Below are 23,584 nucleotides of genomic sequence, written 5' to 3'. Positions count from 1 at the left end.
CGCGCCCCCCATTTCTCCTCCAGCCCTCAACCTCCTGGGAGTTGTCTTGTTGTCGCCCGTCCTGTCATTTTTTGCCCGCGGCGTGCTGCCCCTGGGTTTGCTTGTCCTGCCCATGGCTGCCGCTTGGGCCCAGAGTGGCAGCCCCGCTGCGGCCGTGGTGCCGCGCCCCACCCCACCTGCGGTCACCACCGCTCCCGGCACCCTGATCGAAACCCAGCCGCCACCGGCCACCGGCGCGCGCCTGCCGGCCCGCCCTGTCGCGCCGGCGGTGGTCGAAACCGGCCTCAAGCGGGTGATGGCCGTGGGCGAGGTGCAGACCATCGGCCTGCGTGGCGTCGCACGCATCGCCATCGGCAATGGCGCGCTGGTCAAGGCCACGGTGGTCGATGACCGCGAGATCGTGCTGCTGGCCGAAGGCGCCGGCGAGACGGTCATGCACGTCTGGCTGCGCAACGGTCGGCAGCTCAGCTATGAGCTGCAGGTGATGGTGTCGCGCACCAGCCGTGTGCTGGACGACCTGCAGGCGATGCTGAAAGAGACGCCGGGCATCAACGTGCGTGCGGTCGGCGAGCGCATCGTCATCGAGGGCCGCTATCCCAATGCCGAGGCCGCGGCGCGCATCAAGCTGCTTGGAACCCATTTCCCGCAAGTGCTGAACCTGGTGCCCAACGCGCCGGCGGATGCCGACCCGCTGCAGCTGGAGCGCATGGTGCAGATCGACCTGCGGGTGGTGGAAGTCAAGAAGCGCGCGCTGGACCAACTCGGCATCAAGTGGGCCACCAGCGCCAACGGGCCGACCCTGGCGACCAACGTGCTGGGCTACAGCAACACGCCTTTCCGGCCCGAGGCGGGCTTTGCGCCGGTGACCACCGGGCACCCGATCGCGACCTACCTGGGTCTGGCGACAACGATCACTTCGGCGCTGAACTTCCTGGAGCAGAACGGCGACGCCTGGACGCTTGCCGAGCCGCGCCTGTCCTGTCGCAGCGGCGGTTCGTCGGAATTCCTCGCTGGCGGCGAGATTCCCATCCCCGTGGGTCAGGGCTTCGGCGTGGTTTCGGTGGAGTACAAGAAGTACGGCGTGTCGATCGAATTCAAGCCTGTGGCCGATGGCAGCGGCAACATCGACTCGCACCTGCTGATCGAGGTCAGCCAGCCCGACACCCGCAACTCCAACGGCGGCTTCGTGGCCTTCACGACCAACCGCACCGAGACCCAGGTGGCCCTGAAGACCGGTGAGCCGCTGGTGATCTCGGGCCTGTTGCGGCAGAGCAGCGACAAGTCGTCCGACGCGCTGCCAGGCTTGGGCCGGTTGCCGTTCATCAGCATGCTGTTTGGCGCCAAGGAAGCGCGCACCGAGCAGACCGAGCTGTTTGTCATCGCCACGCCGCGTGTCATCACCCCCGATTCGGCCATGAACAAGACGGCTATCGACCGCGCGGCCGCGCTTGCCACGGACGCGGACCAGAACACCCGCGGCCGCCTGGAGCCGCCGCCCGACGAACCCGCACCTTCGACGACCACAACGCCCATGGGCGGTGGCTCGCGTGGCAATCGCTGAAACCGAGAGATGTCCTGATGCTCACCATTGAAATCGCCGGCGCGTCCGATCCGGCACCGCTGCGCATCCATGCGCCCCGCTGCGTGATTGGCAAGGACCTGGACTGCGAGGTCACGCTGCCGGGCTGGCGCGTCAGTCGCCGGCATGCCGAGGTCTTCGTGTCCAACGACCGGGTCTACGTGCGCGACCTGGACTCGACCTTCGGCACCCAGGTCAACGACCGCAAGCTCGAGCAGGCCCACCCGGTCGGCGACAGCGACGAGATCCGCATCGGTTCTCACTCGCTCAAGGTCATGTGGCACCGGCCGGGCGGCGAGGACTTGTCGGCCGACGCGGTCCAGCCTGCAGCCCCGCGGGTTGCCGCTGGCGTGGCAAAAGCGCCAGCAGCGCCCAAGCCGGCGGCAGCGGTGCCCGAAGCGCCCGCCGGGCCGCCCATCCCGCTGCCTGCCAGCGAGGAGCACTATCGCTTCCGCCGCCTGTTGCACGACCGTCTGCTCGAAGCCTTTGACGTGCGCCGCACCGACACGCACCGCATGGCTGACGATGACCTGCGCGAGCTGACCGAGAAGCTGATCCGCGACCTGATCGCGCGCATGTCCAACGACCTGCCGCCGCACATCGACAGGGTGCAACTGCTCGAGGAGGTGCGCGATGAGGCCATCGGCCTCGGACCGCTGGAGCCCATGCTGGCCGACCCGAGCATCACGGAAATCATGGTCAACCGGGCGGACGAGGTGTTCGTCGAACGGGCGGGCCAGCTGCAGCGCTGGCCAGTGGCGTTCACCAGCGACCGGGCGGTGCAGGGCATCATCGAGCGCATCGTCGCGCCGATCGGCCGGCGCATCGACGAAAGCTCGCCGATGGTGGATGCGCGGCTGAAGGATGGCTCGCGGGTCAATGCGGTGATTCCGCCGCTGGCGTTGAAGGGACCGTCGCTGACGATCCGGAAGTTCTCCAAGCGCAAGCTGGGTGCGGACGACCTGCTGAAGTTCGGTTCGGCCAGCCCGGCCATGATCGAGTTCCTGCGGGTTTGCGTGGAGAAGCGCAAGAACATGCTGATCTCGGGCGGCACCGGCTCCGGCAAGACCACGCTGCTGAACATCATGTCCAACTTCATCCCCAACGATGAACGCATCGTGACCATAGAGGACGCGGCCGAACTGCAACTTCATCACTCCAACATCGTCACGCTGGAAGCGCGTCCGGCCAACATCGAAGGCAAGGGCCAGATCTCGATTCGCGAGCTGGTGAAGAACTCGCTGCGGATGCGGCCGGACCGGGTCGTCGTCGGCGAATGTCGTGGCGGCGAAGCGCTGGACATGCTGCAGGCGATGAACACTGGCCACGATGGCTCACTGACGACGGCCCACGCCAACAGTCCACGCGACATGCTGGCCCGCCTGGAGGTCATGGTGCTGATGGCCGGCATGGACTTGCCGGTCAGCGCGATCCGCGAGCAGGTGGCCTCGGCCATCGACATCATCGTGCAGCAGACCCGCTTTGCCTGCGGCACCCGCAAGGTCACCAGCATCGTCGAAGTGACCGGCGTGGAGAGCGGCAAGATCCAGCTGCAGGAGGTCTTCGCATTCGAGCAGACCGGCATCAACGCCGCGGGCAAGACCCAGGGCCACTTTGTCGGCCGCGGCTTCGTGCCGGAGTTCTACGACGAGCTGGCCCGCATTGGCATTCCACTGGACCTGGACATCTTCCGCGACGGTCTGCCGCCGGCAGACGATGACCGAGGGGGGCGCCGCGCATGACGCTGGACCTCACGCTGATCGGCCTGATGGTGCTGGGCGCCGTCATCGCCACTTTCTGGGTGCTGCGCAATGCGTACCAGGGTTGGCGTGAGCAGTTCACCGAGAACGCACGTGTCTCGCTGGACGACATGTTCCTGTTCGTCGATCCGCGCGCGCTGTTCCATGTCAACGTCGCGATCTTCGTGCTGCTGCCGTTGTTCGTCTGGCTGATCACCGGCACGCTGTTCTTCGCAGTGGTGGCCGCTGTGGTGGGTGCGGTCTTCCCGCGCCTGGCGTGGGTCGTGATGCGCAAGCGGCGGTTGGCCAAGCTGGTGCTGCAGCTGCCCGATTCGCTGACGATGATGGCGGGCTCGCTGCGCGCCGGTGCCAGCCTGCAGCAGTCGCTGGACATGGTGGTCCAGGAGTGTCCGGCACCGATCTCGCAGGAGTTCTCGATGCTGCTGCGCGAGCAGCGCCTGGGCCTGGCGCTGGAAGACTCCTTGCGCGGCATGGCCCAGCGCCTGAACATCGAGGACATCGACCTCTTCGTCTCGGCCATGACCATCGCGAAGGAAGTGGGCGGCAACCTGTCGGAGATCCTCGACCGGCTGGCGACCACCTTGCGTGCCAAGGCGGTGATGGAAGGCAAGATCAAGGCGCTCACCTCGCAGGGCAAGATGCAGGGATTGATCGTGGCCATGCTGCCCATCTTCCTGGCGGGCATCCTCTACGTGATGGACCCGGCCTCGATGATGCCGCTGTTCGTGACCTGGTACGGCTGGGCGGTGATGGCCGGTGTGTTTGTCATGCTGATGCTGGGCGGCTTCTTCATCAAGAAGATCGTCACCATCGACGTCTAGCGCGGAAGGCTGCAGCCATGGACCCGATTCTTGTTTCCCTGCTCGCCGGCACGGCGTTTGCCGTGGCGGCCTATGCCGTGTGGCGGCTCGTGGCCGAACTGGGCGGCGCGGAGACCGTCTACCGCGATCGCCCGCCCAAAGGATTCAGGTACCTGTGGCCGGCTGTCAACATCTTCGCCAACACCTTCGGCTTCTTGCTGCGCGGCGAGCGCGAGGCGGCACTGCTGGCCAAGCTGCGCAAGGCCGGCCAGGAATACGCGTTGACGCCACAGCAGTTCTTCGGTGGCAAGATCGTCGGCCTTCTGGTGGGCGCGGTGGCCGGCATGGCGCTGGCTGGCGACGGCACCTTGCTGCTGGGCGGCGTGCTGGGTGGGCTGTTCGGATACGCCTACCCCAGCATCTGGCTGAGCGACCACACCAAGAAGCGCAATCTGGCCATCCTGAAGGCAATGCCGTTTTTCCTGGACATCGTCACGCTGTCCATCGAGTCGGGTCTGAACCTCACGGGCGCGCTGCAGAAGGCTGTGGACAAATGCAAGCCCGGGCCGCTGATGGTCGAGATCAACCGCGTGCTGCGCGATGTGCGGGCCGGCAAGCCGCGTCTCGAAGCCTTGCGCGACCTGGCCGACCGGATGAGCTACGCGCCCATCTCCAGCCTGGTCAGCGCCCTGGTGCAGGGCGAGCTGATGGGCTCCAGCCTTGGCCCCATCCTGCGCGCGCAGAGCGACCAGCGCCGGACCGAGCGTTTCCAGCGCGCCGAGAAGCTGGCGATGGAAGCGCCGGTGAAGATGTTGGGCCCGCTGATCATGTTCATCTTCCCCTGCACCTTCGCGGTGATCGGGTTTCCGATCGCGATCAAGTTCATGGCCTCGGGCTTGTGACCCTCGCGCCTGCTTCTCACCCAGTTCTCCTGCCATGTCCGCTGCCCTGCTGACCCTCAACATCGACGGCGTGCCCACCCAGCGCGTGATCCGCAATGCCAACACCTGGTGGCGGCGCGCCGTCGGCCTGCTGGCCACCAAGGAACTGCAACATCCTTGCGGTCTGTGGCTGCAGCCCTGCAATGGCGTGCACACCTTTGGCATGCGCTATCCGATCGACGTGCTGTTCCTGCGAGCCGATGGCGTGGTGCTGAAGATCGTGCCGAAGCTCAAGCCCTGGCGCTTCGCGCGCTGTGGCGGCGCTGCCTCCACGCTGGAACTGCGCGCCGGCCTGGCGAGACGACTGGGGCTGAAGCCCGGCATGTCGCTGGACCTGATGGCGTGAACACCCTCAGCCAGCGCTGGCCCGCACTGGTGAGCCGGCATGCTGCGCTGCCGGTGCAGGCGCTGTTCATTACCTGCATCTTCCTGTCGGCCTTCCTGCTGTTCCTGGTCCAGCCCATCATTGCCAAGCAGATCACGCCATGGTTTGGCGGCAGCGCTGCCGTCTGGACCACGGCGCTGATGTTCTTCCAGCTGCTGCTGCTGGCCGGCTACCTCTATTCGGACCTGGCCACCCGCTGGTTGCGCCCGCGCACCCACGCCTGGGTGCACGTGGGCCTGCTGGTGCTGGCCGTGGTGCTGCTGCCCATCGTGCCCGAGACCGCGCTGAAGCCGGACCCCCACAAGGCGCCGATCGGACAGGTGCTGTGGGTGCTGCTGGCCACCGTGGGCCTGCCTTATTTCTGCCTGTCCACAACCGGCCCGCTGCTGCAGGCCTGGTACAGCCGCCTGTTTCCGCGGCAACGGGTCTACCGCCTGTTTGCGCTGTCCAACCTGGCCTCGCTGGCAGCGTTGCTGGCCTATCCATTCGTGATCGAGCCGTTCACCGGCAGCCTGCAGCAAGCGCAGGGCTGGAGCCTGGTCTTCTGCCTGTTTGCGCTGCTGTGTGCCACCAGCGCCTGGGCTGCGGGGCGGCCGAAAGGCCAGGCCGCAGCGGCAAGCGAAATGGCCGGCAGTGGTTGGTCGACGGCCTCGAACCTGGCGCCAACTTGGGCCGACTTCGGGCTGTGGCTGCTGCTTTCCATGATGGGCTCGATGCTGCTGCTGGCCATCACCAGCCACATCACCCAGAACATCGCGCCGGTGCCCTTCCTCTGGCTGCTGCCGTTGTCGCTCTATCTGTTGAGCTTCATCCTGTGCTTCGAGGGCCGTGGCGGGTACCGGCGTGCCTGGTTCACTGCGCCGCTGATCCTGTTGCTCGCCGCGATGGCGTGGTGCACCAACCTGCCACCGCGGCTGGTGGCCATCGGCTGGGCCGTGCCTTTGTATGCGGTGGGGTTTTTTGTCTGCTGCATGTTCTGCCACGGCGAGCTCAGCCTGCGCAAGCCGGGCCCGCAATACCTGACGCGCTTCTACCTCTGCCTGAGCCTGGGTGGGGCGCTGGGTGGCCTGGCGGTGGGTGCGCTGGCGCCTGCGGTGCTGGACAACTACTACGAGCTGCCACTGATGCTGGCGGCCATGTCGGTGTTGATGCTGTGGCTGCTGCGACGCTACCTCACCGCCAACAAGGCCGCATGGGTGGTGCTGGCGCTGGCCGTGGCGAGCGCCCTGCTGACCGCGTCCATGGCGTGGGTCTTCCACCGCCAGCATGCGATGGGCGTCGTGTCCCAGCAGCGCAACTTCTATGCGGCTTCGCAAGTGGTTGAGAGCCGCGGGGGCCAGGGCGAGGCGAAACGGGCATTGTTCAACGGCACCATCCTTCACGGCACCCAGCTGCGCTCGGAACATGGCCAGCGCACGCCGACCACCTACTACGGCACAAGCAGCGGCGTGGCCGAGGTGATGCGCTACACCGCTGGTCGTGTGGGCCGCCATGTGGGGGTGATCGGCCTGGGGGTCGGCACGATGGCCGCCTGGGGGCAGTCTGGCGACGATTTCCGCTTCTACGAGCTGAACCCCCACAGCCAGCAGATCGCCGAACGTGATTTCACCTACCTGAAGAATTCACCGGCGCACCACAGCGTGGTGCTGGGCGATGCACGTCTGATGCTGGAAGCGGAACTGGCCGAAGGCCGGCGCGGCGACTTCGATGTGCTGGTGGTCGATGCCTTTTCCGGGGACTCGATCCCGGTGCACCTGCTCACCCGCGAGGCGCTGGCGATCTACCGCCAGCACCTTCGCCCCGGCGGGATCATCGCCTTCCATGTCTCCAATCTGTACCTGGACCTGGCGCCGGTGGTGTTGCGGCTGGCAGTCGATGCGGGGATGCAAGCGGTGCAGCTGAAGAGCCGGCCCAGCCAGCCGGAAACACCCTCCTACTGGGTGCTGGTGACCCAGGACCAGGCCTTCGTCAGCCAGCCGGCCTTGCTGGCGCGCAAGCTGCCGCTGGCATCGGTTGGCAATTTGGCGCCCTGGACCGACGGCCACAACAACTTGTTCGAGGCGCTGCACTGAACGCCACGCCGCCCTTGTGCCGTGTGCGCGTGTCCTTGAAGCCCGATGGCTCGGCTTGGCTGGCTATCCGGCTGCGATTGAGATGGGCGCGGCCCCTCTCTTGCCTCAATCCCCCATGCGCTGCTGAAACACCAGCCCGGCATGTTCGCGCAGCGCGTGGAACTTGATCTTCGGCCAGTTCTCCTGGATGGCGCGCAGCTCGCCAGCGTATTCGAGCAGCAGCGTCGGCGCGTCGACCGCGTCCAGCGCCAAGCGGTGGCTGTTGCCGTCGACGAAGCGCTTGAGTTCCTTCTCGCCGCCGTCGGCTTCTTCGCAGGTGATCCAGCGGGCCACGTTGTAGCGCGCCGGCATGATGCGGGCCTTGACGCCGTATTCGTGTTCCAGCCTGTGCGCCACGACTTCGAACTGCAGCTGGCCCACGGCCCCCAGCAGCAGCACCGAGCCGAGCATGGGGCGGAAGACCTGGATCGCCCCTTCTTCACCGAGCTGTGTCAGGCCGGCGCGCAGTTGCTTGGTCTTCAGCGGGTCGGCCACTTCGACCGAGCGGAACAGCTCGGGTGCGAAGAAAGGCAGGCCGGTGAACTGCAGGCTTTCGCCTTCGGTCAGCGTGTCGCCGAGCTGCAGCACGCCGTGGTTCGGAATGCCGATGATGTCGCCTGCAAAGGCCTCGTCCAGCAGCTCGCGCTTCTGGCTCATGAAGGTGACCACAGTGTTGGGCCGCAGTTCCTTGCCCGAGCGCACCACTTTGAGCCGCATGCCGCGCTCGAAGCGGCCGGAGGCCACGCGCAGGAAGGCGATGCGGTCGCGGTGGGACGGGTCCATGTTGGCCTGGATCTTGAAGACCACGCCGGTGAACTTGGGCTCTTCCGGGTGCACCGTGCGCTGGATCGCCGGGCGCGGGCCGGGCGACGGGGCCAGGCCGACCAGCGCGTCCAGCACCTCCTGCACGCCGAAGTTGTTGACGGCCGAGCCGAAGAACATCGGCGTCTGCTTGCCAGCCAGGAAGTCTTCCAGCACGAACTCGGGCGCCGCTTCGCGCACCAGCTCGATCTCGCCCTGGGCCTGCTCGTACTGCATGCCAAAGCGATCGGCGTAGGCCGGGTTGTCCAGCCCTTCCAGCACTTCCTCGGTGCCGGCCACGCGGTCTTCGCCGGGGCTGAAGACGCGCATCTGCTGCTTGCGCAGGTCCATCACGCCGTGGAAGAACTTGCCCATGCCGACCGGCCAGGTGAAGGGCACGACCGTCATGCCCAGCTCGCGCTCGATCTCGTCCATCAGCGCCAGCGGGTCCTGCACCTCGCGGTCCATCTTGTTGACGAAGGTCAGGATGGGCGTGTTGCGGGCCCGGCAGACCTGCAGCAGGCGGCGGGTCTGCGGCTCGACGCCGTTGGCCGCGTCGATCACCATCAGCGCCGCGTCCACGGCAGTCAGCACCCGGTAGGTGTCTTCCGAGAAATCCTGGTGGCCGGGGGTGTCCAGCAGGTTGATGGTGCAGTCGCGGTATTCCATCTGCATGACCGAGGAGGCCACCGAGATGCCGCGCTGCTTTTCGATCTCCATCCAGTCGGACGTGGCATGGCGCGAGGCCTTGCGGGCCTTCACCGAGCCGGCGATCTGGATTGCGCCGGAGAACAGCAGCAGCTTTTCCGTCAGCGTGGTCTTGCCCGCGTCAGGGTGGGAAATGATGGCGAAGGTGCGGCGTTGCCGCACCTGTTGGGCGAGTTCAGAGGTCATAGGATGCGGCCCTCGGCCGTCAGTGGGCCCCCAGGGCCCTGGTGCCGGTGAGCAAGCAGCTGGCTGCCACCGGCGCAATGGGATGCAACAGGCCCGCCTCACGGCGAACGCTGTTGCAACGACGTGTGTGGACTGGGGGATTATCGGTCGTCGACCGGCCAGCCCGCGCGTTCAAAGGGATCCGTCACATTGGAGGATTGAGCAGAAATGAAGAACCAGGGCTTCTCGTGCGCCACGCTTGGCGGCGCTTGTGCATTGATTTTCGCCGCAATTGCTGCGCCGGCCCAAGCCGGGCCCTTGATCAATGACGTTCCGGCCTTGCAGCGCGGTTTCGCCAGCCTGCTGGCGGGCCATTACAACGCCAAGGCTTGCGGCGAGATTCCTGATCGGCAGGGCAAGGGCAATCGTCCCGGCAGCGTGACGGTCTCGCCCGCCGGCGTGATCTCGATCGGTTCGCTCAGCCTTTCCATGTTCGATCCGGCGGCGCAGTTCGCGCTGAGCCGCCACTTTGCATCAGCTGGCTTTGGCTACGAGCTCTCTGTTGGCGGTCGCCGGGTGGGCATGACCAACGACAAGCCAGGTGGCGAGACCTTTGTGGACATTGGCCGGACCGAGGACGGCGGGAACGTGTCGGAGGGCCAGATGTGCGCCGACGCCGACATGCGCGGCTCCCGCCTGCTGAGCGCGACCGAGCCGCTGATCGACTTCCTGGCGGCGGTGTACGACACCGGCGGCCAGACCATCACGGGTGACTGCAAGAACCTCGGGCGCAAGCGCGGCGGCAAACGGGAGGGAGGTGAGTCCCGGCAGGCCAGCTACTCGGTGAGTGCCAGCACCGTGACCCTCAACGGCAAGGCGCTGGCGCTCAAGGGAGGCGCGAAGTTGGCGGAAGCCGGCATCGGCAGCCGCTTTGCCGATGGCACGCTCAATGGCGACATCGAGTGGGCCGACGGCGCCAACCTGCACATCGAACGCGCATTTGGCGAAGGCGGGGGCGGCGTGGCCAGCTTCGCGTTTGCCGAGGGTGAGGCGCGCTGGTTCTGCAAACCTGCGCGTTGATCGGAAAAAAGCCCGCGATTGGCACGCGGGCGGCTGATTCACTCTTCCAGCAACGAGCGCAGCATCCAGGCGGATTGCTCATGCACCGTCAGGCGCTGGGTCAGCAGGTCGGCGGTGGGTTCGTCGCCGGCCTTGTCGGCCAACGGGAAGATGCTGCGGGCGGTGCGGGCCACGGCTTCGTGGCCCTGGACCAGGATGCGCACCATTTCCAGCGCCTTGGGCGGCGTGGTCGGCACGTCCGGGATGGAGCTGAGCTCGCTGAACTGGGCGTAGCTGCCGGGGGCGGCGTGGCCCAGCGAGCGCATGCGCTCGGCGACCGGGTCGACCGCATTCCACAGCTCTGTGTACTGCGTCATGAACATGGTGTGCAGCGTGTTGAACATGGGCCCGGTCACGTTCCAGTGGAAGTTGTGCGTGGTCAGGTAGAGCGTGTAGGTGTCTGCCAGCAGCTTGCCCAGGCCGCCGGCAATCGCGGCGCGGTCCTTGTCGCTGATGCCGATGTTGATCGGCGGCGCGCTGGTGTTGGTGGCGAGCACGTCAGTGCTGGTCTTGGTCTTTGTCTTGGCCATGGGAACTCCTTGTTTGGCAGGGGATGGAAGGTGACCGGTGCGTCCAGCTGTGACGCAGGTCAATCATCGGCGGATTCGTCTTCGGTCAGATTGCTGTCTGGCGCGTCATCAGTGTCGGGTTGAACCAGGCCGCGCTCCTGGAGCAGCGCCTGGGCATGCGTGTCGAAGCTGCCGAACTGACGGCTCCAGGTCGTGTCGGTGCGCAGCACGCGGGCCGGCACGCCTGCGGCCACCGAGGTGGCCGGCACGTCATTGGTCACCACGGCACCTGTGCCGACGATGGCGCCTCGACCGATCTGCACATCGGCCATCAGGATCGCTGCGCGGCCGATCCAGACGTGGTCGCCCAGCGCAATGCGGCGCCGGGTGTCATTCATCACGTCACCTGTCTTCAGGTCGATCAGCGGGTGCTGGTCGCCGGCCTGAACCAGGATGTCGGACGAGAACATGCAGTCCTCGCCGACGGTCACATCTGCATGGTCGCAGACGATGCGCGTACGGGTCGAGGTGGTGCCCCGGCCGATGTTCAGGCTGGAAGTGCGCCACATGCGCACGTCGTAGTGACCGGTGACGCCAGGCCCGAAATCGATGCTGTGACGGTCGCCGCCCAGGCTCAATGTCAGGTGGCCTGAGAGCATGGCCAGGCGGATGCGAATGCCATGCAGGGCGCGCTTGCCGCCTTTGTGCAGCAGCGACAGCTGAAATTTCCCGCTCTCTCCAGCCTCCACGGTTTCCGGCGCCAGTTGCAACACGCAGTTGTCCCCGAACTCGCCCTTGCGCTTGACCCAGGGCGGGGTCGCCGCCAGCTTGTACTCCACCAAGATGAACCGTCCTTTGTTGCCGGCAAGTTGCCGCCAGACGGCCGAGGCTACCCGAGCGCTTGCTGGTTTGGCAACCCGCGTCGTCAACGCTTGCGAAGGCTCAGGCGCCGAAAGCAATGCCCCGCTCGCGCAGCGCCCCTCGCACACGCAGCCCGTACTCCGGGTCGGCCAGGTCGAAATGGGTCAGCTGGCGATCGATGATGAAGGCCGGCACGCCGCTCATCGCCGCGGCAATGTTCTCGGCCAGGCGGCGCCGCTGTCCTTCGTCGAACAGCCGGTAGAGCGCGCCGGGCTGGGCGTAGTCGTCGTTGCCTTCGCGGTGGTTGTAGTGGTCGGCATCGCCGCTGAGCGGCAGCGGCGGCTCGCGGTAGGCGGGCGTCTGCTGGGCGCCGCCGAAGGAGTTGGGCTCGTAATACGCATCTTCGCTGCCGGAGCCGTGTTCTCCGTCGTGGGCAAAGAAGTTCATCGAGCCGTCCTGGTGGTAGTGGTGCACCGGGCACTTGGGCGCATTGACCGGCAGGGCTTCGTAGTGCGTGCCCAGGCGGTAGCGATGCGCGTCGGCGTAGCTGAAGATGCGGGCCTGTAACACCTTGTCGGGACTGTGGCCGATGCCGGGCACCACGTTGCTGGGCGAAAACGCGGCCTGCTCGATCTGCGTGAAGTAGTGCTGCGGGTTGCGGTTCAGCGTCAGCGTGCCGACCTCGATCAGCGGGAACTCGGCATGTGGCCAGACCTTGGTCAGGTCGAAGGGGTTGTAGCTCGTCTGCCCGGCCTGCTGCTCGCTCATGACCTGGATGAACAGCGTCCACTGCGGGAACTCGCCCTTGCTGATCGCGCCGTACAGGTCTTCCTGGTAGCTCTCGCGGCTCTGGCCGATGACCTGCGCCGCTTCGGCATTCGTCAGCGTGCGGTGGCCCTGGTGGTTCTTGAAGTGGAACTTGACCCAGTGGCGCTCGCCGGTGGCACTGATGAAGCTGTAGGTGTGCGAGCCGAAGCCGTCCATGAAGCGAGGGCTCACCGGGATGCCGCGGTCGCTCATCAGGATGGTGACCTGGTGCAGGCTCTCGGGCGACAGGCTCCAGAAGTCCCATGCGGCGGTGTTGCTGCGCAGGTGGGTGCGGGGGTGGCGCTTCTGGGTGTGGATGAAGTCGGGGAACTTCAGCGGGTCGCGGATGAAGAAGACCGGCGTGTTGTTGCCCACCAGGTCCCAGTTGCCTTCTTCGGTGTAGAACTTGACCGAGAAGCCGCGCACGTCGCGCTCGGCGTCGGCCGCGCCGAGCTCGCCGGCCACGGTGGAGAAGCGCGTCAGCACGTCGGTCTTCTTGCCGACCGCGCCGAACAGCTTGGCGCGCGTGTAGCGGCTGATGTCATGCGTGACGACAAAGCTGCCGAACGCGCCCCAGCCCTTGGCATGCACCACGCGCTCGGGAATGCGCTCGCGGTTCTGGTGGGCCAGCTTCTCCAGCAGGTGCAGGTCCTGCATCAGCAGCGGGCCGCGCGGGCCGGCGGACAGGCTGTTCTGGTTGTCGGCCACCGGCGCGCCAGCGCTGGTCGTCAGCGTGGTGCCATGCATCACCGGGCAGCCGGCGGCGAGGGAGGATTTCGGATCGGACGATTGGCTCATGGCGGCTTCCGGAAGGTGGGTCAGGAAGCGTTGATCTTAGGAATGAGCTATGAATTCGTCCAACCCAATAGAGCCATGTCGGAGATGGCCTGAAGCGGGGGCAGGGGGTGGGCCTTTTGGCAGTGGCCGGCAGCCAAGTGTTTGCACTGTACTAATTCAAGTAGTACAGTCGAGCCTTGTCTTTGGAGACCACATGAGCCGCCCCCAGCCCTTGATGATCCAGATCGCCACCGGCGACGCCCGTCCCATCGTCAAGCAAATCGTCGATGCGGTGCGCCTGAAGATCGCCACTGGCGAGCTGCTCGCCGGCGCGCAGCTGCCCAGCGTGCGTGGCCTGGCCCAGCAGCTCACCGTCAACCCCAACACCGTCGCCAAGGCCTACGCCGAACTCACGGCCGAAGGCTGGCTGGACGCGCGCCAGGGCCTGGGCCTGTACGTGGCCACGCCGCGCCAGCGCCTGAGCGACGGCGAACGCGAGCGCCGGCTGGACGACGCCATCCAGCGCTTCGTGCATGAAGTGGCCGCGCTGGACTACCCGCCGCAGCATGCGCTGGCCCGGCTGGACGACGCGCTGCGCGTGCTCGCGCCGAAGAAACTGGCCTGAGGTCCACCGCCATGAACGACAGCCTGTTCACGCCTGAGGCGCCGGTGATCCACACCGCCGGCCTGTGCAAGCGCTACGGCCGCAAGCTCGCGCTCGATCACCTGGACCTGCAGATTCCACGCGGCGGCGTGCACGCCATCGTCGGCGCGAACGGCGCCGGCAAGTCCACGCTGTTCCGCGTGCTGCTCGGCTTCCTGCCGCCCAGCGCCGGCAGCGCCACCATCCTCGGCCGAGACAGTGCCCGGCTGCGCCCGCAGGACCGCGCCCGCATCGGCTTTGTCAATGAGGAGCACACGCTGCCCGGCTGGATGGCGGTGGCGGCCGTCACCGCGATGCAGCGCCACCAGTACCCCGGCTGGCGCCAGCCGGTGTTCGACGAGGTGATCGGCCACTACCATGTGCAGCCTGCTCAGAAGGTGAGCCAGCTCTCGCGCGGCGAGCGTGCCGGCTTCAACCTCGCGCTCGCCCTGGCGCAGACGCCCGAGTTGCTGGTGCTGGATGAACCCACACTGGGCCTGGACGTGGTGGCCAAACGCGCCTTCCTCGAATCGCTGCTGTATTCGAACGCGGCCACCGACGGGCGTGGCGCCTGCACCGTCATCTACTGCTCGCACCAGATGGAAGAGATCGAGCGTGTGGCCGACAACCTCATCATCCTGGAGCGCGGCCGGCTCAAGCACATGTCCGCGCCGGACGACTTCCGCGCCCGTGTCACCCACTGGGTGGCCGACATCCCGTTCAAGGCGCCCGACCCGGCCCAGGTGCCCGGCCTGCTGGAGCAGCAGCAGCTCGACGGCCTGCACCACTACCTGGTGCTGGACCAGGACGACAGCTTCGGCCGCTTCCTGCGCGCCAGCGGCGCGCGCAGCGTGCAAAGCATGCCGGTGAGCCTGGACCGTGCCGTCAACAGCTTTCTCGCGCAGCACCATGCTGCGCCCATCGCAGCCTGAGCGCCGCCCCCTTCAGCGCATTTCGAGGACACAGATCATGTGGGACCTGTTCAAGGCCGAGCTGCTGCGTTTTCGCGGCTGGGCGATCGGCATTGCCGGCCTGCACCTGCTGGTGCTGGGCTTCCTGACCCGCGTGGTCGACCTGGGGCAGCAACCCTGGCTGGTGCACCTGGCCTTCGGCATCGCCTACGGCGCGGTCGGGGGTCTGCTGGGCCTGTACCAGATGGGCGTGTACCGCCGCCCCGGCACCTGGCTGAACCTGCTGCACCGGCCGCTGGCGCCCGCGCGCACGGCGGCCGCGCTGCTGGCCGCCGGTGCCGTGCTGCTGGCCTTCGCGGCGGCGCTGCCCGTGCTGGTCGTCGCCGGCTGGCAGGCGGGCATGACGGCGCGCGTGGTCGATGCGCGCCACCTGCTGCTGGCGCTGGCTGGCCTGCAGATCGCCGGCTGCGGTTACCTCGCCGGTGCTTACGCGATGCTGGCGAACCGTCGCCATGCCGCGGCCGGCCTGGTCTTCCTCGCCTGGCTGCCGGCGATGAATGCCATCGGCCTGGCCGCACTGGCCTTGCAGATGGTGGCGCTGCTGTGGCTGCTGGCGCTGGTGATGCTGGCCTTCCAGCCGGACCTGGGTGCGCCGCCGCGTCGCTGGGGCGCCGTGCTGCTGACCGCACTGCCGCTGCAGATGGGCGTGTACCTGGTGCTGCTGCTGCTGTGGTTTGGCGTGGAGATGCTGTGGATCATGCAGGGCTCGCACCCGAACAACCGGGCCGTGCCCGCGCCCGGCGGCCACAACGAGCTGGAGCGCATGGACGACCGCGCGCGCCTGCTCGCCGGCCTGGCCGCCAGTGCCTCGCCCGATGCGCAGCGCCTGCGTGAGCAGGTGGCCCTGTCCGAGCCCTTGGGCATTGCGCAGCAGCTGCGCCTGCTGCCGCACACCGGCGAACTGACGAACGTGAAACCGATGGCCTTCGACGACACGCAGCGCCGCGTGCGCTGGACCTTCAGCCACGACAGCATGCGCCTGCAAGGCCTCAGCCTGGTCGATGGCCGCGCGGCGGGCACGTTGGGCGTGGGCGCGGCAAACGCCGCCTTCCCGGTGCCGGTGCTGCCCATCGGCCGCCAGCCTTTCCTGGCGCAGGGCGACGAGCTGCTGGCGGGCGGCAACACGCTCTACCAGTACGACAGCCTGGCCGGCCGCGTGACACCGCGCCTGCAGCTGCCGGCCGGCGAGCTGCTGCTGGGCGTCTCGATGCTCGGCGCCCACCTGGGCGCGTTGAGCGACAAGGCGGCCTACATCATCGACGGCCGGCTGCTGAGGGACCCCGGCCAGGGCCTGCTGCAGCCGCGCCAGCGCGTGCCGCTGCCCGGCCCCGGCCGCTTCGGCGACCTGAGCGACCTGACGCTGATCGAGCTGGTCGATGGTTATCTGTTCTCCTGCAGCTTCACCCGCTTTGCGCATGACCCGCGAGGCGTGCCGCCGTACCAGGTGCTGCTGCGCACCGACGATGCCGGCCAGGTGCAGGAAGTGGCACGCCGCGCAGTGGGCTTCGACTACCCGGTCTTTTTCCGCTACCGCGCCTGGTGGAGCTCGCCGGTGATGTCGGAGGCGCTTGACCGGGCCCGCGCGCTGCTGGCGCCGCCCGATGCCTTGCGCGCCACCCACCCCGCTCCGGTGCCGCGCGACATCAAGCTGCTGGCCGCCGCCATGAGCCTGCTGGCGGCACTGGCCGCTGCGTGGCGCGTGCGGCAGCTGCCGCTGCGCTGGCCGGCCCGTGCCGCGTGGGTGGCCGCTGGCGTGCTGATCGGCTGGCCGGCGCTGGTCAGCCTGTGGCTGCTGGTGCCGCCGGAAGAGGGCGTTGATGCCGCGCCCGAGGCCACGCCACGGCCTGCGCCGCCGCGCGCCCTCGTGGCCTGATTGCCCGCCAGGCCCAGGCCTCTTTCGGATTCGCTTGCATCGGCTGCCATCGGCGGGGCCGAGGGAGATGCTCATGTTTTCGATCTGCCGCTGGTGCGTGGCGCTGGCCCGTGTTCTGGCCTTGGCCGCGGCCAGCTTCGCACTGCTTGCAGCGGCGCCTGCAGGCACCGATGCGGCGTTGCGCACCGCCATCGCGGCCGAACGGGCACGCCTCGCAGCGCCGCTGCTTGCGCGGGCCGACTTCCTGCTGCAGCCAGCCGTCAGCGAAGCCACGCTGTCGCCGGACGGCCGCACCATCGCCTACCTGCGGGAACCGGTGCCCGGCCAGCGCGAGCTGTGGTCCCAACCGGTCGATGGCGGCGCGCCCCGGCGCTGGCTGCAGCGCACCGAGGCGACTGAACTCGGCTGGTCGCAGGACGGCCGCTGGCTGCTGCTGGCCTCGCCGACACAGCTCTTTGCGCAGGCCATGGCGGGCCAGCCCGGCTCGGGCCTGTTGAGCCCGCTGGGCGGGCGCCTGCAGCAGCGCTGGGCGGCAGTGGACCCGACGCGGCCGGCGGCCGTGCTGCTGGTGGCGCAGGCCAGCACCGAGCCTGTCAGCTGGCAGCTGGTGCGCGCGGACATGCATGGCCAGCGCGAGGTACTGAGGCAGGACGCGCAGCGCCTGGTTGGCTTTGCGCTGGCGCCGGACGGCCGGCTCGCCTGGCTGCAGCGCATCGAGGGCGACGCCTCGGTGATCCACCGCGTGGACCGCAGCGGCGCGCTGATCGAAACGCTGCGCTGCGCCGAACTGCATCGCTGCGGCCTGCTGCCGCGCACCACCGACGCGGGCGACCTGCTGCTGCGCAGCGACCTGCCAGGTTCGCTGCGCGGGCTGCAGCGGCTGGACGCGGCAGGACGCCTGCACCCGATCTACCAAGACCCTCGCGGCGAGGCCGACATCGATGAGCTGACGCTGGACCCGCTGACTGCCCAGCCGGTGTTCGCCGACCACCGCAGCACGGCGCCGCTGCTGAGCGGGCTGGGCGCCGAGATGCAGCGCCACGCCGCCGCGCTGCGACGCGCCCTGCCGGGCCGCGTGCTGCGTGTGCAGGTTGGCCGTGGCCCTGGCGCGCGCTGGCTGGTCAGCGAACGTGGCGACAGCTTGCAGGTGCCGCGCTGGCAGTGCTACGACCCCGCCAGCGGCCGGCTCAGGCAGGTGCTGGATTTTCCGCCCATCAGCCAGCGCAGCGGCATGCCGGCCACCGCTGTGCCCGAAGCCGCGCTCGCGCACCGCCTGCCGATCCGCTACCGCGCCAGTGACGGCCTGACGATGCGCGGCTTCCTCAGCCTGCCGCCCGGCGTGGCACCGGCCAAGCTGCCCTTGCTCGCGCTGGTGCACGGCGGCCCCTGGAGCCATGCCAGTGCGGACTACAGCGCCACCGCCCAATTCCTCGCTAACCGCGGCTATGCCGTCTTCGAGCCCAACTACCGCGGCTCCACCGGCCTGGGGCGCGACCATGTGCTGGCGGCGCGCGGCGACTACGGCGGCACCGGCCGCGTGCTGCAGGACATTGGCGACGGCGTGCGCTGGCTGCTGGCGCAGGGCGTGGGCGACGCGCAGCGCGTCGGCATCGTCGGCGCGTCGTTTGGCGGCTACGCCGCGCTGGCCGGCGTCACTTTCTCGCCGGATCTCTTCAAGGTCGGCGTGGCCTCGGTGCCGCCGCCGGATTTCAGCTGGGCATTGCGTTCGATCGCCCGCAGCGCCGAGGCCGATGTGGTCTCCGGCTACATGCCGTTCGAGCACTGGCTTTCGCTGCTGCAGCTGGACCCGCGCGACGCTGCGGCGATGGCCAGGCTCGGCGCGCAGTCGCCGCTGGCGCAGGCCGCGAGCTTGCGCCGCCCCGTGCTGCTGATCGCCGGCGGCGAAGACCGGCGCGTGGACCTGAGCGGTGTCATCGACTATGCGGCTCGCCTGAAGGCGCTGGACAAGCCGGTCACGCTGCTGGTCGACCCGCAGGCCGGCCACCGCAATGACGACCCGCTGGGCCGCGAGGCCGCTCTGTACCTGATGGAGCGCCAGCTGCAGCAAAGCCTGGGTGGCCCGCAGCCCGCACCGCCGGATGCGGTGCTGCAGGCCTACCTGGCGCGCAACACCCGGCTGGGCGCGGAGATGCCCAGGCTCAGGCCGTGAGCCGTGTCACGCCCGGCAGTTCACAGGCATAGACGGCATTGCGCAGCGCGGCAATGGCCTCGTAGCGCGTGAAGCTGCGGCGCCAGGCCAGCACCACCCGGCGCGTCGGCACCGGTTCGGTGAAGGGCACGTACGCCAGGTGCGCGGTGGGCTCCTTGGGCACGGACAGGCCGGGCACCACCGTCACGCCCATGCCCGAGGCAACCATGTGCTTGATGGTTTCCAGCGATGAGCCTTCGAAGCTTTTCTTGATGCCCTCGGTGTCGCTGGAGAAGCGGGCGTATTCCGGGCAGACCTCCAGCACATGGTCGCGAAAGCAGTGGCCGGTGCCCAGCAGCAGCATGGTCTCGCGCTTGAGCTCCTCGGGGCTGATGTGTTCGCGCTGGGCCAGTGCATGGTTGGCCGGCACCGCGACGACAAAAGGCTCGTCGTACAGCGGGGCCACGGCCAGGCCGGTGTCGGGGAAGGGCTCGGCCATCACTGCGCAATCGAGCTCGCCGGTGCGCAGCATGTCCAGCAGCTTGACGGTGAAGTTCTCCTGCAGCATCAGCGGCATCTGCGGCGTCTGCTCGATCGCGTTGCGCACCAGCTCGGGCAGCAGGTAGGGCCCGATGGTGTAGATGATGCCCAGGCGCAGCGGGCCGGCCAGCGGGTCCTTGCCGCGCTTGGCGATCTCGCGGATGCCTTGCGCCTGCTCGATCACGCTCTGCGCCTGGCGCACGATGGATTCGCCCAGCGGCGTCAGGCTGACCTCGCTGCTGCCGCGCTCGAAGATCTTCACGTCCAGCTCTTCTTCGAGCTTCTTGATCGCCACCGACAGCGTGGGCTGCGAGACATGGCAGGCCTCGGCGGCGCGGCCGAAATGGCGCTCGCGGGCAACGGCGACGATGTAGCGCAGCTCGGTCAGGGTCATGCCCGGATTGTGACGAGGAATGCGCTGTTGCCGCGCGCACGCAAAAAAGCCGCCGGGCCAGGCTGGCCTCGGCGGCACAAGGCTGGCGCGCGGGCAGGCCTCCGAAGAGGTCTGCCCCGACCACGCGCCAACGGACTCAAGCGGTGCGAAGCGCCTCGTCGTTCAGGGACGGTTCACGGCCGTCCAGGCGGCGGCAACGGCCAGCGACTCGGGCGAGCCGGCGCCGTACAGGTCCTCGGCCGCCTTGATGGTGTCGGCGCGGGCCATGGCGTGGGTTTCGGTCGAGACCATGTAGACGGTCAGCGCGCGGTACCAGATCTTGGCGGCCTTGTCGCGGCCGATGCCGGTCAGGCTGCCGTTGCCGGTGGCCTTCACCGTGTCACCGGTGGTGCAGGTCTTGGAAGCCGGGAAGGTGGCCGATGCCGTGCCTTCGGCCAGCAGGAAGAAGAAGTGGTTGCTGACGCCGGACGAGTAATGCGGGTTCAGGTTACCCACGCCCTGGTACCAGCAGTCGGCGGAGATGTTGTCCTTGCTCGGCTGGTAGAGGTAGCGCAGCACCGTGCCGGGCTTCTTCATGATCATCTCGCCCAGCGTGTAGTCGCCCGGGTCGCCGGCATTGTTCGCGTAGAACTCGACCATGGTGCCCAGGATGTCAGAGCTGCTCTCGTTCAGGCCGCCGGATTCGTCGCCGTAGATCAGGTCCGCGGTGCGCGAGGTCACGCCGTGCGTCATCTCATGGCCGGCCACGTCCAGGGCCACCAGCGGCTTGAACTGGATGAAGCCGTCGCCATACATCATGCAGAAGCACTCGTCGTCCCAGTAGGCGTTGTCCACGCGCGTGCCGAAGTGCACGCGCGAGTGGGCGCCGTTGCCATCGTCGGCAATGCCGTTGCGGCCCATGACCTTCTTGTAGAAGTCCCAGGTCATGTTCTGGCCGTAGGCGGCATCGGCGGCCACGGTCTGGCGGTCGGTCTTGGTGCTGTCGCCCCAGACGTTGTCGGTGGCCGTGAACACCGTCTCGGTGTCCTGCGTGCCATTCATGTCCACCATGTAGTGGTTGCCGCGGGTGTTGTCCTGCAGCGTGTACTTGGTGCCCTTCTTGTTGACCGTGTCGTGCAGCGGCACGGTGCCGTAGTACAAGGCCTTGCCGGTGCCCTTGTCGTCGGCGCTGTGGATCTCGTTCCAGCGTTCCAGCAGGCTGGCCTGGTGCGCATCGATGATCACCCGCATGCGGGCCGGGCCGCCGGCTTCGTCATGACCCAGCACCGTCACGTCCCAGGCCAGCTTGGGCTGGCCATTGCGGGCATAGACCACCAGCTGGCGCGAGCGGACAGCGCTGTCTGCCACGCCCGAGGTTTTCAGCGCCAGGGCTTCGGCCGCGGTGCCGGACAGGGTGGGCTCGACCGCCAGGTCCAGCCGGCGCTGCGGCGCCTGCGACAGGCCGCTGAACTCGCCGCCGGGGCCGCTGTGCACGACCAGGTCGCCGCCAATGACCGAGAGGTGGCGGAAGGCGCGCTTGAAGCGCACGTGCTCGCTGCCGTCGGCGTCGACGATCAGGTCGGTGGCCTGGTAGTCGTCGTTGCCGGTGGCGCGTACGGCAGCAAAGGCGCTGCCGTTCAGGTGGGCCAGCGCGCGCTGCACGGCGGGGTGGTCAGGCTGGGGCATTGCGGCCTGAGCCATCTGGGCGGACAGCAGCGCGGCGACGCCAGCGACGGTGGCGCGCAGGATGGCGCTGGAAGGGGCGGTGGGTTTCATCGAACAAGCTTTCCAGAGGAGGCCGGCGCTGCAGTGTGGGCAACTTCCCCGGCCGGGGACCATGGGCACAAAGGCATTGCCGGACACCGCGGACCTCGAAAAGCCCGGCGTGCAGCGGCACACAGCGGCACAGAGCAAACCAGACAGATCAATGTGCCGTGGTTGTGAATGTAGTGTTAATAGTATTTTGAGAATATCTTCAAACGTGGGATTTGACAAAGAAAAAGCCGCCGTGGCGAAGGGCCAGCGGCGGCTGTCAGGTCTTGTTCAGATTCACGGCGTGTGCGGCGACCTTGGGCCGCCGCACACGCCGGCAAATCAATTCATCACGAGCGGTTGACGGCCGCCCAGGCGGCCTTCACTGCGGTCACTTCGGCCGAGCTCGCGCCGTACAGGTCGGTCGCGGCGCTGATGGACGCAACACGGGCCGCAGCGTAGTCGGTGCTGGAGGTCATGTAGACGGTCAGCGCGCGATACCAGATCTTGGCGGCCTTGTCGCGGCCGATGCCGGTCAGGCTGCCAGTGCCGCTGGCAACTCGCGTGTCGGTCGACTTGCAGGTCGGCGACGGCGAGCCGGCGCTGGTGCCTTCGGCCAGCAGGTAGAAGAAGTGGTTGGCCACGCCGGACGAGTAGTGCACGTCCAGGGTGCCGACGCCGCTGTACCAGCAGTCGGCCGAGGCGCCATCCTTGCTCGGCTTGTCCATGTAGCGGATCACGCCGCCCTTGACGAAGATTTCCTCGCCGATGGTGTAGTCCGGCGTGTCGTTCGGGTTGTTGGCGAAGAACTCCACCATCGTGCCGAAGATGTCCGAGGTGCCTTCGTTCAGGCCGCCGGATTCGCCGGAGTAGATCAGGCCGGCGGTGCGCGAGGTCACGCCGTGCGTCATCTCGTGGCCAGCCACGTCCAGCGCGGTCAGCGGGTAGTAGCTCTTGCCACCATCGCCGTCGCCGTAGGTCATGCAGAAGCAGTCATCGCTCCAGAAGGCGTTGACGTAGTTCTTGCTGTAGTGAACCCGCGAACGCGCGCCGGCGCCGTCGTCGGCAATGCCATTGCGGCCGAAGGTGGCCTTGTAATAGTCCCAGGTCATGTTCTGACCGTAGGCGGCGTCAGCCGCGGCGGTGGCGGCATTGGCCAGCGTGCCATCGCCAAAGGTGGCGGTGCTGCTCTTGACGGCCGTTTCCTTGCGCTTGCCGTTGCCCATCGAGACGGTGCTGTGGCCGCCGCGGGTCGCGTCGGTCAGCGTGTAGACGCCGCGGGCGTTCTTGTCGGCGTGCAGCGGCACGCTGCCGCTGAACAAGGTCTTGCCGGTGACGGTGGCGTCGGCGGTTTCGATCTCGTCCCACTGGTCCAGCAACTGCTTGCCATGGGCGCTGACGATCAGGTGCGTGCGGCTGGGGGTTGCGTCGGCGCGGTTGCCGGTGACCAGCACTTCCCAGGCCAGTTGCGGCTTGCCGTTGCGGGCGAAAACCACCAACTGCTTGCTGGCGACGGCGCCATTCTTGTGCTCGAAGCGGCCCTTGGCGAACTCGCTGGCGGCATTGCCGGCCAGCGTTGGCGTGGTGTCCAGGTGCAGCGCGCCGGCCAGCGGCTGGCTCATGCCGCGCAGCGCGCCTTGGGCATCGCTGTGCACCACCAGGTCGCCACCGATCACGCGCAGGCCGCGGAACTTGCGGTCGAAGCGCACGTGCTCGGCGCCATCGGCGTCGACGATCAGGTCACGCGCGACAAATTCGTCCTGGCTGGCGGCCAGGCTCGTGGCACCGCCGAGGTGGGCCAGCGCACGCTGCACGGCGGCATGGTCCGCAGCCGGTTGGGCAGCCAGGGCAGCTTGACCCAGGCAGATGGCGAGTGCGGCCGCGGCCACCAGGCGAAGAGAGTGAGACTTCATGAAACAAACTGCTTTCTGTTCCGACGCGGAATTCGGGCCGCAAAAAA

The 23,584-nt window shown here is 67.8% G+C and carries 18 protein-coding genes; 11 read left to right on the top strand and 7 right to left on the bottom strand.

Annotated elements, in window-relative coordinates; translation table 11 throughout:
- Positions 1-46 precede the first annotated feature (46 nt).
- From LRH25_RS06610 to LRH25_RS33010, 6 genes are read left to right on the top strand one after another with little or no spacing between them, the layout of a single operon-like run.
- Positions 47-1,561 (top strand): type II and III secretion system protein family protein, encoded by a 1,515-nt coding sequence (locus tag LRH25_RS06610; RefSeq protein WP_141285109.1) that lies wholly within the window; start codon positions 47-49, stop codon positions 1,559-1,561.
- Between the two features lie 17 nt (positions 1,562-1,578).
- Complete coding sequence (locus tag LRH25_RS06605; RefSeq protein WP_141285107.1) at positions 1,579-3,321, top strand: TadA family conjugal transfer-associated ATPase; 1,743 nt, start codon at positions 1,579-1,581, stop codon at positions 3,319-3,321.
- Positions 3,318-4,160 carry a type II secretion system F family protein gene (locus tag LRH25_RS06600; RefSeq protein ID WP_141285105.1) on the top strand — a complete coding sequence of 281 codons (843 nt, stop codon included), beginning with the start codon at positions 3,318-3,320 and terminating at the stop codon, positions 4,158-4,160. The genes LRH25_RS06605 and LRH25_RS06600 overlap by 4 nt, the downstream gene beginning before the upstream one ends.
- 17 nt (positions 4,161-4,177) lie before the next feature.
- The gene (locus tag LRH25_RS06595) at positions 4,178-5,041 is read left to right on the top strand and encodes a type II secretion system F family protein (protein WP_141285103.1); all 864 of its coding nucleotides are present in this window, start codon (positions 4,178-4,180) and stop codon (positions 5,039-5,041) included.
- A gap of 34 nt (positions 5,042-5,075) precedes the next feature.
- Positions 5,076-5,426 carry a DUF192 domain-containing protein gene (locus LRH25_RS06590; protein ID WP_141285101.1) on the top strand — a complete coding sequence of 117 codons (351 nt, stop codon included), beginning with the start codon at positions 5,076-5,078 and terminating at the stop codon, positions 5,424-5,426.
- Entirely contained in the window at positions 5,423-7,537 is a 2,115-nt protein-coding gene (locus LRH25_RS33010; RefSeq protein WP_141285099.1) for a fused MFS/spermidine synthase, read from the top strand. The genes LRH25_RS06590 and LRH25_RS33010 overlap by 4 nt, the downstream gene beginning before the upstream one ends.
- Positions 7,538-7,642: 105 nt before the next feature.
- Here the strand turns inward: LRH25_RS33010 and LRH25_RS06580 are convergent, their stop codons facing one another.
- The gene (locus LRH25_RS06580) at positions 7,643-9,271 is read right to left on the bottom strand and encodes a peptide chain release factor 3 (RefSeq protein WP_141285097.1); all 1,629 of its coding nucleotides are present in this window, start codon (positions 9,269-9,271) and stop codon (positions 7,643-7,645) included.
- 297 nt (positions 9,272-9,568) lie between these two features.
- On the opposite strand from LRH25_RS06580, the gene LRH25_RS06575 reads away from it, so the two are divergent.
- Positions 9,569-10,330: a hypothetical protein gene (locus tag LRH25_RS06575; protein ID WP_141285096.1), complete on the top strand. Its 762-nt coding sequence runs from the start codon at positions 9,569-9,571 to the stop codon at positions 10,328-10,330.
- A gap of 38 nt (positions 10,331-10,368) precedes the next feature.
- Here LRH25_RS06575 and LRH25_RS06570 read toward each other — a convergent pair whose 3' ends face one another.
- The 3 genes from LRH25_RS06570 to LRH25_RS06560 form a co-directional block, all read right to left on the bottom strand.
- On the bottom strand, positions 10,369-10,899 hold the full coding sequence (locus LRH25_RS06570) for a Dps family protein (RefSeq protein WP_141285094.1): 531 nt from the start codon (positions 10,897-10,899) through the stop codon (positions 10,369-10,371).
- A gap of 59 nt (positions 10,900-10,958) precedes the next feature.
- Positions 10,959-11,717 carry an acyltransferase gene (locus LRH25_RS06565; protein WP_231010746.1) on the bottom strand — a complete coding sequence of 253 codons (759 nt, stop codon included), beginning with the start codon at positions 11,715-11,717 and terminating at the stop codon, positions 10,959-10,961.
- Between the two features lie 103 nt (positions 11,718-11,820).
- A complete protein-coding gene (locus LRH25_RS06560; RefSeq protein WP_141285129.1) occupies positions 11,821-13,293 on the bottom strand; it encodes a catalase in 1,473 nt (490 codons plus the stop codon).
- 244 nt (positions 13,294-13,537) lie between these two features.
- Between LRH25_RS06560 and LRH25_RS06555 the strand changes: the two genes are divergently transcribed.
- The 4 genes from LRH25_RS06555 to LRH25_RS06540 all read left to right on the top strand — a co-directional run bounded on the left by LRH25_RS06555 (position 13,538) and on the right by LRH25_RS06540 (position 18,980).
- Positions 13,538-13,948, top strand: coding sequence for a GntR family transcriptional regulator (locus LRH25_RS06555; protein ID WP_141285090.1), 411 nt, complete (start codon positions 13,538-13,540; stop codon positions 13,946-13,948).
- Between the two features lie 11 nt (positions 13,949-13,959).
- A complete protein-coding gene (locus LRH25_RS06550; protein WP_141285088.1) occupies positions 13,960-14,898 on the top strand; it encodes an ABC transporter ATP-binding protein in 939 nt (312 codons plus the stop codon).
- 37 nt (positions 14,899-14,935) lie between these two features.
- The gene (locus tag LRH25_RS06545) at positions 14,936-16,810 is read left to right on the top strand and encodes a hypothetical protein (RefSeq protein WP_231010525.1); all 1,875 of its coding nucleotides are present in this window, start codon (positions 14,936-14,938) and stop codon (positions 16,808-16,810) included.
- A gap of 73 nt (positions 16,811-16,883) precedes the next feature.
- The gene (locus LRH25_RS06540; RefSeq protein WP_231010524.1) at positions 16,884-18,980 is read left to right on the top strand and encodes an alpha/beta hydrolase family protein; all 2,097 of its coding nucleotides are present in this window, start codon (positions 16,884-16,886) and stop codon (positions 18,978-18,980) included.
- Here LRH25_RS06540 and LRH25_RS06535 read toward each other — a convergent pair.
- The 3 genes from LRH25_RS06535 to LRH25_RS06525 all read right to left on the bottom strand — a co-directional run bounded on the left by LRH25_RS06535 (position 18,970) and on the right by LRH25_RS06525 (position 23,537).
- A complete protein-coding gene (locus LRH25_RS06535) occupies positions 18,970-19,893 on the bottom strand; it encodes a LysR substrate-binding domain-containing protein (RefSeq protein WP_141287644.1) in 924 nt (307 codons plus the stop codon). The genes LRH25_RS06540 and LRH25_RS06535 overlap by 11 nt on opposite strands.
- Positions 19,894-20,055: 162 nt before the next feature.
- On the bottom strand, positions 20,056-21,648 hold the full coding sequence (locus tag LRH25_RS06530) for a M4 family metallopeptidase (protein ID WP_141287643.1): 1,593 nt from the start codon (positions 21,646-21,648) through the stop codon (positions 20,056-20,058).
- A gap of 326 nt (positions 21,649-21,974) precedes the next feature.
- Positions 21,975-23,537 (bottom strand): M4 family metallopeptidase, encoded by a 1,563-nt coding sequence (locus LRH25_RS06525; RefSeq protein WP_141287642.1) that lies wholly within the window; start codon positions 23,535-23,537, stop codon positions 21,975-21,977.
- Positions 23,538-23,584 lie beyond the last annotated feature (47 nt).

It is taken from the genome of Ideonella azotifigens (genome assembly GCF_021043325.1).
GTDB lineage: Bacteria > Pseudomonadota > Gammaproteobacteria > Burkholderiales > Burkholderiaceae_C > Ideonella > Ideonella azotifigens.
This window is presented reverse-complemented; position numbering and strand designations above follow the sequence as displayed.